Here is an 11638-nt window from a genome sequence, read left to right as displayed (position 1 = left end):
TCAGGACGTAATCTCCTACTACGCCAAAAATATGCTTGACACCAGCGGCTTGCAGGCGTTGAGTAAGGTATTGACCGACAGTTACTACATCAGACTGAGCCATTGCACCTCTGACCTCTTTAATGAAGCTACCTTTATGCCCAGCATTTTAACCAAAATTTGAAAAAACGTTAATTTTTTGTAAAAAACGTTACATTTTAGATATAATCTAACCTTTTATGCTTTTTATTCTAGCAAGTTTCTTGGGTTGACAAGGGAAGCCCAAGGTCTTTTTTGTTAACTAGCCTTAAATTTGACAGTTGGCTGTCAAGGATTAACAGTCAACTGTCAACAAAAAAGGTCAAATGTCTATTAGCTTATACAGCAGAAACTTTCAGACTACTTGGTTGCCCCAGATTCCCTTCTAAGACAATACCCCGCTGGTTATAAGCCAGATGACGCAGCAATTTGTAAATCCCTTCAATTTGGTCAGGGGCTCCCGCTTTCTCAGCTAACTCCGAAATAGATATGGCAGCACTTTCCTGGTGTAGTACCTCCATCACCTGTTTCTGTAAATCCAGAATGGCAGCGGCGGCTTTTTTACCCGCTTCTACCCCAGGTTGGTGATAAGCATTGATATTCACCAAGGATGCATAAAGACCAACAGCACGTTCATACAGGGCAATTAATGCACCCACCGTTCTAGCATTGACCTGACGAATGCTTACGGTAATGGAATCCCGTTGATTTTCATACAACGCTTGCCGAGTACCTTGTAATAAACCTGATAGATAGTCTCCCGCAGTTACACCGGCTTCTACTTCTGGAGACTTCCCTTGTCGGTCTTCTAAGACTTCAATGAACGTGACAAAGAAATTGGGAACACCTTCCCGAAGTTGTTGTACGTAGGCATGTTGATCCGTTGAGCCTTTGTTACCATAAACCGCAATGCCCTGATAAACCGTATTGCCATCTAGGTCTTTTTCCTTACCTAGAGATTCCATTACCAGCTGCTGTAAGTAGCGGGAGAATAGCAATAGACTGTCTTTGTAAGGCAACATGACCATATCTTTCTCCCCCTTGCCATTGCCAGCAAAGTACCAGCATAGGGCAAGTAAGGCGGCTGGATTGCTTTTGAGCTGGGGGCTACCGGTAGCGCTATCAATCTCTTTAGCACCAGCCAGCATCTGACGGATATCAATCCCTTGTAGTGAAGCTGGAAGTAGTCCTACGGCTGACATTTCAGAGGTACGTCCTCCTACCCAATCGTACATGGGAAAGGTGGCCAGCCAACCTTCGGATTTTGCCAATTGATCTAGTTTGCTGCCAACACCTGTAATGGCAACAGCCTGGGCAGCAAAGTCTAGATTCTGAGACTCGTAGGCTGTTTTAACTTCCACCATGCCGTTACGAGTTTCTGGTGTTCCCCCAGATTTGGAGATGACTAATACCAGAGTGCTAGACAATCGGTCTTGGAGTTGGGCTAGCACAGCATCAATGCCAGCTGGGTCAGTATTGTCAATAAAGTGAATGGCTAAAGGAGGAGAGTCTAGCCCGAGGGCTTCAGCGACAAACTCAGGACCAAGGGCAGAACCCCCAATACCAATGGAAAGAACATCAGTAAATTTTGGTGCCCTAGGGGGATGGATGGCACCCGTGTGGACATTTTGGGTAAAGGTTTCAATTTTGTCGAGAGTGTTGACAATGTCTTGTTGGAGTTCTGGAGTTGGGGCTAAGTCCGGGTCTCTTAGCCAGTAGTGACCGACCATGCGGTTTTCATCAGGGTTTGCGATCGCACCGTTGACTAGGGCATCCATATCCTTAAATGCCTTTTCCAACTTAGGCAGCATCGCCTCCACAAAGGCATCATCAAACCCCATACGGCTGATATCAAGGTAAAGCTCTAACCCTTCGTGGTAATAAAGCCAATCCTGATAGCGTTGCCAGAGTGCAGCGGCGTCCATAAGTAGCTCTCCAACTTCTGTTATTGTCCACTCACAAGTTTAAGGCAAGCACTTGACATCCTCCCCCGTTAAATCAGAGATTATAACGGGGGATTCCCAAACTTCACAATTTGGGTTTACTGCTTCCAAAGCACTTATCTAGGTTGTTGTCAACCCCCGACAGCCCGCCTACACAGTCATTTTTTCCCACGAGACGAAACCGATAGATAGGGTCGCCTTTATAGTTGGTAGGTTATGCGTAAAAGGTTCAAGTCTTTTGTGATAAGGCGACCCTATCCTTACGGTAACTTCAAGATCTGCCCGACCGCAGTGATACCACGTTGACAAATTACTTGAGCAGCTGAAACATCTCTGTTAATTTCGTAATGGCATTCAGGACATTTGTGTATACGTTCAGACAAATCCTTTTTCCCTGTATGTTTACCACAATTTGGACAAATTTGACTGGTAAATCTGTAGTCAACTTTGCCAAAATATACCCCTCGTTTCCAACAAACCCAAGCTAAGATATTAAATAACTGACCAAAACCAGCCAATACGGGTATGTTTACTTAACATTCCTTTTGCCCAAGTTCTCAAGTCTAAGTTCTCAACAAATATCATTCCGGAGACGAAACCTTAGAATAGTGGAGCCTTAATCAACAAGTTTTAACTCTTCTATGCATAGCCTGCTAACCATTTTGGCGACCCTATTCTTACGGTAACTTCGTTCCCAGCTTGGTCACACAGATGGTAAGCATTCAGCCGTCAGCCGTCAGCCGTCAGCTGTGGGCTAAAGGCCCACCCTAAGCGAACAGCTGACGTAACAAAGATTAAACGAATGCTTACTTGTTTTATTTAAAAGCTCAAAGCTTTGAGCTGATAGCTGATAGCTGATAGCTGATAGCTGATAGCTGAATGCTCACCACAGATGATGTGCTAACTTGAATTGAAAATCTTTTCGAGTATCTGAGATTTTTTGATGAAGTCTTGCAATTTTATGATTAAGTTTATGTCTATTTGCCGACCCTTTTTTCTTTAGCTTCAATCTGCGTTGTAGCAACTCGCGCGTTCCCTAGCGCCGTGCGACGGCGCGGGGTCGCTCGTCAATTTAAGCTTACCGTGCAGCTCGCTTAAAAATCTAGGGCGCTCTATTAACTCATTATCAGAAGTTGCTAAAAACTTATTTAGTCCAATATCAATCCCCAGCGGGTGACCCCATCCTGGTAGATCAGGAACACTGACTTCACTTTGTAAAGACAGCATTGCCAAATAACCACTAGCTCGTTTAACTATCCTAACTTGCTTTATCTTGAATCCATCTGGAATTGGCCGTGATAATCTCATTTTAACTATTCCAATTTGAGGTAGCTTAATCCACTCATTTTTAATTGGATTTGTTTTAAATTGAGGAAATACAAACGATCGCATCCGATCTGGATTTTTAAATCTAGGAAAACCATATCCTTGTTCTTTCATGTTTTTAAATGCTCGATCTAAAGTCTTTAAAACTTGTTGTAAGACCTGAGCATTTATTCTTTTGAGTTCAGGATTGGCTTTTTTGGCTTTAGTTAAATTAGCAGCTTGTATTTTGTATTTAGGATATGGCTGATCTACTGGAATTATATATTCATGCTGTAATGAACAATAATTAACTGCACACTTTCGACTTTTGTACCAATCTTTTCGTTCCCTTAAAGCGTAATTCCACACTTTTCGGCAAACCGCCAATATATCTTCAATGACGGCGATTTGTTTTTGGGAAGGAATCAGTTTGTACTCGTAGGTTAGTGTCAGCATATTTAAATTATAACATAATTCTATCCAGGAATGCCACTTGAGTAGAACTAAGCTTCTGACCGCAATTCACCTCACGCTAACCCGATGGGTATAACGTGAGGTGAATTGCTCCATATTGATAGCCTAAACTACCCCGACTGAACTAGCCCTTAACGTCGGGGCTATGCGCGACTGTTCCCAAAACTTTTTTGGATTTTTAAGCAGGGATTAGACCCACTCAAGGGCTTGTTGAAGCGACAGGCTGTGGCAAAGTGATCGAATCCCTGAGCAACTTACTAGCAGCTATAGTTTCCTGTCTTGCCCATTGATCTGCTGCCAATATATCGTCTAAGGAAGGATTGGAACAGTTATCAGCTTGGTGGCGATCGCATACAGATTCAATACAACGAGGAATATCCAAATAACCAATTTTCTCCTCTAGGAATAGGGCAACTGCCTGTTCATTAGCTGCATTCAATACCGCTGGCATCGACCCCCCAGCCCGACCAGCCGCATCAGCGATGCCCATACAGGGATATTTCTGATGATCCGGTTCCCTAAAAGTCAAATTACCAGCTTTCACCAAATCTAGTGGTTCCCAATCGGTATAGATCCGTTGCGGCCATGAGAGGGCATAGAGTAAAGGTAAGCGCATATCTGGCCAACCTAACTGAGCTAATACTGAGGTATCTTGCAGTTCAATCAGGGAGTGAATAATACTCTGGGGATGGATCACAATGTCGATGTGGTCATAATCCATGCCAAACAGGAAGTGAGCCTCAATCACTTCCAATCCCTTATTCATCAGGGTGGCAGAGTCTACAGTAATTTTACGTCCCATTGACCAGTTGGGATGCTTCAGGGCATCAGCCACCTTCACTGAAGCTAACTTGTCTACGGACCAATCTCGGAAAGCCCCCCCAGATGCAGTTAGGATAATCCGCCGCAATCCCCCTGCTGGCACTCCCTGAAGACACTGAAAAATGGCCGAATGTTCTGAGTCAGCTGGTAGCAGCTTAATACCATGCTTTTCAACTAAGGGTAGTACTACTGGACCACCTGCAATTAGAGTTTCTTTATTCGCTAAAGCAATGTCTTTACCCGCTTCAATAGCAGCAATAGTAGGCAACAAACCCGCACAGCCGACAATGCCAGTAACTACAGCTTCCGCATCACCATAGCGTGCCACTTCTACCACTCCAGCTTCGCCCCCTAAAAGAATAGGTTGGGGGTCAAGGTCAGCAATTGCTGCTTTGAGTTCTGGCAATCTCTCTTGATCACGAATTGCGGCAATCATCGGTCGAAATTGCCGAATTTGAGCGGCTAACATTTCCACATTGCGCCCAGCTGCCAATCCCACTAACTGGAATTGCTCGGGGTATTGATTAACAATATCGAGAGTTTGGGTACCTATTGAGCCAGTGGAACCTAAGAGTGTAATTTTTTTCACAATTTTTTTATAATTACCAACAACTCCCCTATCATACCGGGGCAATGGGAAGCCTATAAGTAACTCAACCTAATTAAAACGATTGGTAAATTTTTCTGATCGTATTGGCAATTTGGCAACAAACCTTAGTGAATATCGGTTTTGATTAAGTTTTACCCCTATTGTGAGTGATCAGCAAGTCTTATGTAGTCAATCACACAACGTAGACCGGATTAATGCGGAATGATATGGCCAACATTTATATATAGTAGTTTTCAATTGGGTGAGGTACAAAGTCCTGGGTTTTAGGGAATAGGGACTAGGGAGTAGGGAGTACGGAGTAGGGAGTACGGAGTACGAATCCCCCCTTGCCACCCTTAATAAGGGCGGAAGAAAATTGACTTTACCTCATAAGTATGAGGAACGCTATATTCTATATATATAGATATATATGATGTGGCGTCTTCCCTATGAAAAGGTATTATCAGTGATTTGAGCAAAAGGTTGCATGAAAATTGAGACACTGGCAGTGCATGCTGGCCATAATATTGACTCAGCCACAGGGGCAGTAGTGTCCCCAATTTATCTATCTACTACATTTGAACGTCATCCAGACGGCAGCTACCCTCAGGGTTATAACTACAGTCGAGACAATAACCCGAATCGGGATAGTCTGGAGAAATGCCTGTCTAAATTGGAGGGGGGAGCAGCAGCCGCCGCTTTTTCTTCTGGTTCAGCGGCTACCTTGAGTATCTTCCAGGCTTTGTCCCCTGGAGACCATGTAGTGGCACCTATAGATAGTTACACAGGAACTGGGTTTCTCTTGCGAGAAGTTTTTGGCCCTTGGAATTTGGCGGTCACTTTTGTAGACATGGCTAATCCTACCACAGTGATGGAAGCAGTTCAACCCAACACCAAGCTGATTTGGATAGAAACGCCTTCCAATCCAATGTTAAGGATTACTGATATCAGCAAGATTGCCCATATTGCCCATCACCATAATGTCTATTGTGTTTGCGATAACACTTGGGCAACACCGATTAGCCAACGTCCGTTGGAGTTGGGGGCAGATTTGGTTATCCACTCCACAACCAAGTATCTCGGTGGACACAGTGATGTCTTAGGAGGTGCCGTGATTACTAAGGTTAAGGATGAATTTTTTCACAAAATTAAAACAATTCAGATGGCTGGCGGTTCAGTAGCCGCCCCTTTCGACTGTTGGTTACTCCTGCGGAGCATTCAGACCTTGCCCTACCGCATGAGAGCTCATTCAGAAAATGCCTTGAAGGTGGCACGGTTTTTAGAAGAACACTCCAAAGTAGAAGCTGTTCATTATCCGGGATTACCAAACCATCCAGGACATGGAATTGCTGCTGCTCAGATGAACTTGTTTGGGGGTATGATTTCTTTCCAAGTTAAAGGAAACAGGGAAGATGCCTTTGCCTTTACTGGCAAGGTGAAAGTATTTACACGAGCCACTAGCTTGGGAGGTGTCGAGAGTTTAGTTGAACATCGTGCTTCCATGGAATTTCCTGGTACCCGAACCCCAGACAATCTGTTACGGATGTCTGTTGGTCTTGAACATACTGATGATCTACTAGAAGATCTTGCCCAAGCTTTAGGTTAGTGAGGAGCCGTTGCACATTTGTGGGATGTTACCATTTTTTGCACATAACTAAAAGTGGCTTATAGTCTACAGTTCAAACTTCCTTCGACAAATAGGTACATCATCCCGTTATTGTGCAACGCCAGTAAGGCAGAAGCTTAATCGCATTACTACTTTAGAGATTTATGAGGAGTTATCGATTCTCTAGCGGCAGCACTCACCCCATCAACGAAAAAAGTCAAAAAGACAAAACAAACCAGCGTCATCCCCACACTCGGATAATCAAAGCTGCTCAGTTGTTCGGTCAACAATACCCCTAATCCTCCAGCCCCAACTAATCCTACAATGACCGTCTCTCGCATACACACCTCCCAGCGATAGAAAATATAAGCCAGAAAACGAGGTAAATTCATCGGGAATATCCCATAGAGAAACAAGAGTGCTCCTGGAGTTCCTTGTGCTTTTAAGGCTTCTAAAGGAGGCTTTTCCAAATTTTCATTCATTTCTGCCATCAACCTGCCAAGGATGCCGATATTATGCAATCCTAGGGCGATCGCACCAGGTAAAACTCCCGGAAACATGACAAACATCACCACTAATGCCCAAATTGGGGCAGGAATAGCTCTGCAAAACAGTAGTATGATCCTGGTGAATACTAGGATAGACCAGCCTTGTAAGCCAGCTAATCGGGACGCTTTTGGACTGGGATTGAGCAATCCCCCTGGTAGCAAAAAATTATGGGCTGCCGGAAAAGACAGAACAATCCCTCCAAGACCAGAACCAGCACTGGCCAGGACAGACATAACTAGAGTTTGTAGTGATAACTTCCACAGCTGCGACAAGGGCACAGCCTTAAAATCGAGGGGAAATGATGCTTGGGCAATCTCACCCAAGAGTTTTTGAGTTCGGGGAGACCAAAACTTGCTCACATCAGGACTGACATACAAAAACCCCAAACAGCACAAGGCCACTAAAATTAAAACTACTCTTAAATTAATCCGGCGACGCAAGATGACACTACTGATGTCAATTACAGCGCTTAATAAAACTAGGGCATAGAAAAATGTCCATAGTTGTTCGTAACGAAGAGACTGTAAACTCAGCAAAATCTCATAGCCCAATCCACCAGCCCCAACCAGCCCAAGTACAGTAGCTGAACGAATGGAACACTCAAAGCGATAGAGGGTGTAAGACAGGAGATTTGAAAAGGCTTGCGGAATGATACTGTAAAGAAAGGCCATCAAGGGGGACACGCCACTACTGAGTAATGCCATCAAAGCACCTCGGGGCGTTTCATCCAGAATTTCTGAGAAGACCTTCGCGACAATTGCCCCATAGGGAATGGCGATGGCCATAATGGCCGCCAGAGGATCTAAACCCCAGATACTGACAAAAAAAACCCCCCAGATCATCTCATGAATCGCTCTGGGGAAGGCCAGCAGTCCCCGAATTCCCAGCCAGATGGGTTGTCGCAGAGTCCAGTGAGGCAAGACTGTCAACCACCAAACCTGGGAGGTGATCACTCCTGCCACCACGCCGAGCAAGATACTCAGGAAAGTGCCGCAGGCGGCATAAGCTAGGGTCGTGAGGGTAGCCTTCAAGGTCAGGTGCAGAAACTCAGGACTCATTTCGGGGTGCCAACTCGCCCGCAAGAATCGCAAGAGTTGGTAAAATCCTCCCAGATTAACAAGATCTTGCTCAAAGATACCAGCTTTAACAACCGCCATCCCGATAAAAATGACAAAACAAATTCCCCACAGCAGGCTGCGATTCAGTAATGGTGGACGAGATAAACGTTGAGTCATCTAAGTTATTGCAACGGAAGTATATTAGTTTAATAGTATTTTGGTTTCAAGGGAACAGTGGATAAAGTAACAGGAAACATAAAACGGTTAACAGCGAACACAAATAGATATTTATAGAATACCATCACCCCATAAAAATAGAGTTTAATGGACATAATTAGCCATAGATAAATGGTAAAAATGGTAGTGGGAAAGATGTAATGATTTAGCTAGGTTGTAGTCAAGGCTTCGGGAGTTAAAATCAATACTTTGGTACCGCTACCATCGTTAATAAGGTTCAATTTTTAATCAATTGTTGACCCGCTTAGTCTGATTGCTGTGACTCTATTAAAGATTATTTAGAGATGTCTAATACTAAATCAGGTTTAATAATACTATATTCAAAACAATCAAAGTCTTTGCCTAGAATTGATTTGAGGATTTAGGTAAATAACCTATAATAACCGAATTTGGTATAGTGTGTCTTAAACTTTACTCCGAGTGCTATATAAGTTGAGACGGAACGGTTCCTGAAAATTGAAAACTATACATTGATCAGATCAGTTTCTGTAGCATATAATTTGTCGATCATGGTCTGAGACAAAACCCCTGGAGGAACATCAAAGACAATCTGTCCCCGTTGCAATCCCACCAAGCGATCGCAATGACTGCAGGCGAATTCGAGAGAATGGAGACTAGTTACTAATGTCTTTCCCCCGGTTTCACTTATCTCCTTGAGCAAATCCATAATTTCCCGACTCATTTGCCTGTCCAGGTTAGAAATCGGTTCATCAGCAAGAATCACGTCAGGATTTTGCACCAGCACTCTAGCTAAGGCAACCCGTTGTTGCTGTCCTCCAGACAGTTCCTCGGTGGGTGCATAAAGCTTTTCGGGAATTCCTACCTGAGCTAAAGCCTTGAGAGCAGTGTCTACCTCTTGGGGAAACAATAAAGAAACAAGGGCTTTCATCAATGACCAGCGTCCTAAATGACCCGCATTAACGTTATGAATCACCCGGAGGTTATTGACTAGATTGAACTGTTGGTAAACGGTGCCAAGGCGACGCTGTACCTGACGCAATTGGCGCGGGGAGATTCTAGCTAGATTACGACCTAAGACCCAGACTTCTCCTTTACTGGGGAGTAAGATGCCATTGAGCAGGCGGATCAAAGTACTTTTACCTGCACCACTCGCCCCGACTAGGGCAACTCGTTCCCCAGGATAAATCTTGAGGTTAAGGTTAGTCAATGCCCGAAACTGGCCAAATTGCTGGGATACCTGTTTGAGTTCAAAGATAGGAATTTTAGTCATTGGTGATTAGTGATAAGCTCTTCAGCATTTGGCGTTGCTTAATAATGGAATGATTTGAATAGTTTTGTGGAATGGGCATCTTCCGTGTTCCTGGCGGTGCGACCGGTGGCGAATTTAATTCGACGACTGTAAACGCACCGGATCTTTTCGGGCTAGCAGGATGCCCAGCCTACTCCTATTCAGCGCTAAGATTCAACAACTTCATTCCTTGACTGACGCAACGTCACCTAAAGTGCTCAAAGGGAACAGCGGATCTGCGGATAAAGAAACGGGGAATAACCAATTTAAATGCAGATCAGCTTATTTACTTAATCTTGCCAATTTTCCGTCCAATTGCCTCAATTTCGGAATAGTTGTCATTTTTTGTAGAAATAAATTTAGTAGCTCCAAATAAGTCAAGAATTTCTTTTTGCTCGGGAACATTAGGATCTAGCTTTAACAAGGCGGCTTGAACCCGCTCAACAAAATCATCCCCGTAGCGTTCTTTGACTTTAGGATTAATCACCCAGTGATAATCATAGTAAGCTGGAGTTCGCCAAATCAACTCTACTTTTTTTAAGTCCACATTTCCAGCTGCAACGCGACTCTTCCAGACCTGTTCGTTCAAGGCTCCTACCTTGTAGCTCCCTGCCTCAACCAATTGAATGGTGGCATCGTGGGATTTGGAAAACCCAACTTCACCTTGAAAATCATCTAAGGTTACCCCTGCTTGTTGGAGAAAATACTGGGGCATCAAGCGTCCAGAGGTAGATGACTCGCTGCCAAAGGTTAAGGTATGACCTTTCAAAACTTTTAAATCTTTAATGTTCTTAATGGGTTTGATCCCACTGCTTTTATTGGCGATAAAAACGGTGTGAAATTCAGCATCAATATCCCGTTGAGCGATCGCTTCAGCCTCTTCTACCTGTAACCGTGCTTGAACCCCAGTCAGTCCACCAAACCAGACCAGATCCAAGTCCCCCACCCGAAAAGCTGTTACCGCTGCTGCATAGTCAATCACAGGCTTGTATTCTACCGGAACCTTTAACTCTGCTTCTAGGTAAGCTGCAAGCTTGCCGTAGAGTCGCTGTAACTTTTCAGGATCTTGATCGGGGATTGCTCCAGTGGTAAAAGATTGAACCTTAGCCCCATTTCCAGACGAAGATGTAGAATCGGAGCTAGGGGCACAGGCAGTAACCGGTAGTAATAGGACTAAAATAAAACCTAGTAAGATTTTTTTGTTCATTGTTTTTTTTCTTGATCATCAAACTGTGAAGATTATACTTTGGCTAAGGTAAAAATTTAATTTTTTTATCCCAGATTCCGCCGATCAAGTTGTAGTATTAAAGTAATACGCTAATTCTGTGTAGCTTGGCGATTTTTTTTACCTATAAATAGTTAATTTTGCTAAATATTAAATTTGGCGCTATCGGTGTTTGATAAGCCACAGATAAAGCCTGATTATTACGTATGACACTGTCAAGTCTGGCATGTGGGTTTTATTGAACCAAAATTTAGATAAACTGAAGACAGCTTTTTCAATTTTTTCAACGGGTCTCATGCAGGCAGCTCCTCAACCGATCACCACAGATTTAGTCTTAGTTGGCGGTGGTCACAGCCATGCGATCGCTCTCAAAAAGTTTGCCATGAAACCTCTGCCTGGTGTCCGTATAACCCTGATTACCGACAATGCCCACACTCCCTATTCGGGAATGCTACCAGGTCATGTTGCCGGTTTTTACAGCTACGATGAAGCTCACATCGACTTGCGTCGTCTGGCGGTGTTTTCCAAAGCCCAGTTATATTTAGACCAAGGGATTGGTATGG

At 43.9% G+C, this 11638-nt stretch carries 7 protein-coding genes and 2 pseudogenes; 2 read left to right on the top strand and 7 right to left on the bottom strand.

Annotated elements, in window-relative coordinates; all coding sequences use genetic code 11:
• Positions 1–356 precede the first annotated feature (356 nt).
• The 4 genes and pseudogenes from F6K20_RS08255 to dxr form a co-directional block, all read right to left on the bottom strand.
• Positions 357–1943, bottom strand: a complete 1587-nt coding sequence (locus F6K20_RS08255) for a glucose-6-phosphate isomerase (protein WP_287266168.1) — start codon at positions 1941–1943, stop codon at positions 357–359.
• Between the two features lie 278 nt (positions 1944–2221).
• Positions 2222–2479, bottom strand: coding sequence for a zinc ribbon domain-containing protein (locus tag F6K20_RS08250; RefSeq protein ID WP_008180765.1), 258 nt, complete (start codon positions 2477–2479; stop codon positions 2222–2224).
• A gap of 371 nt (positions 2480–2850) precedes the next feature.
• Positions 2851–3722 (bottom strand): annotated as a pseudogene (locus F6K20_RS08245) (RNA-guided endonuclease InsQ/TnpB family protein); the annotation flags it as partial.
• A gap of 217 nt (positions 3723–3939) precedes the next feature.
• On the bottom strand, positions 3940–5151 hold the full coding sequence (gene dxr, locus F6K20_RS08240) for a 1-deoxy-D-xylulose-5-phosphate reductoisomerase (protein WP_044492437.1): 1212 nt from the start codon (positions 5149–5151) through the stop codon (positions 3940–3942).
• Between the two features lie 487 nt (positions 5152–5638).
• On the opposite strand from dxr, the gene F6K20_RS08235 reads away from it, so the two are divergent.
• Positions 5639–6757 (top strand): trans-sulfuration enzyme family protein, encoded by a 1119-nt coding sequence (locus F6K20_RS08235; RefSeq protein WP_008180771.1) that lies wholly within the window; start codon positions 5639–5641, stop codon positions 6755–6757.
• A 149-nt stretch (positions 6758–6906) separates the two neighbouring features.
• On the opposite strand, the gene F6K20_RS08230 is transcribed toward F6K20_RS08235, so the two are convergent.
• From F6K20_RS08230 to F6K20_RS08220, 3 genes are all read right to left on the bottom strand, one after another.
• On the bottom strand, positions 6907–8541 hold the full coding sequence (locus F6K20_RS08230; RefSeq protein ID WP_287250390.1) for a PhnE/PtxC family ABC transporter permease: 1635 nt from the start codon (positions 8539–8541) through the stop codon (positions 6907–6909).
• Between the two features lie 523 nt (positions 8542–9064).
• Positions 9065–9832, bottom strand: a complete 768-nt coding sequence (locus F6K20_RS08225; protein ID WP_008180777.1) for a phosphonate ABC transporter ATP-binding protein — start codon at positions 9830–9832, stop codon at positions 9065–9067.
• 304 nt (positions 9833–10136) lie between these two features.
• Entirely contained in the window at positions 10137–11057 is a 921-nt protein-coding gene (locus tag F6K20_RS08220) for a putative selenate ABC transporter substrate-binding protein (RefSeq protein ID WP_008180779.1), read from the bottom strand.
• Positions 11058–11370: 313 nt separating this feature from the next.
• Here F6K20_RS08220 and F6K20_RS08215 point away from each other — a divergent pair.
• Positions 11371–11638 (top strand): annotated as a pseudogene (locus F6K20_RS08215) (FAD-dependent oxidoreductase); the annotation flags it as partial.

The sequence above is a fragment of the Moorena sp. SIO2C4 genome, from assembly GCF_010672485.1.
Taxonomy (GTDB): Bacteria; Cyanobacteriota; Cyanobacteriia; order Cyanobacteriales; family Coleofasciculaceae; genus Moorena; species Moorena producens.
Note: the sequence above shows the minus strand (reverse complement) of the source record. Positions and strands in the feature narration are given on the sequence as shown.

Coding starts and splice junctions, on each gene's coding strand:
- F6K20_RS08255 (WP_287266168.1), bottom strand. CDS start 1,943: ATGGACGCCGCTGCACTCTGGCAACGCTATCAGGATTGGCTTTATTAC.
- F6K20_RS08235 (WP_008180771.1), top strand. CDS start 5,639: ATGAAAATTGAGACACTGGCAGTGCATGCTGGCCATAATATTGACTCA.
- F6K20_RS08230 (WP_287250390.1), bottom strand. CDS start 8,541: ATGACTCAACGTTTATCTCGTCCACCATTACTGAATCGCAGCCTGCTG.
- F6K20_RS08225 (WP_008180777.1), bottom strand. CDS start 9,832: ATGACTAAAATTCCTATCTTTGAACTCAAACAGGTATCCCAGCAATTT.
- F6K20_RS08220 (WP_008180779.1), bottom strand. CDS start 11,057: ATGAACAAAAAAATCTTACTAGGTTTTATTTTAGTCCTATTACTACCG.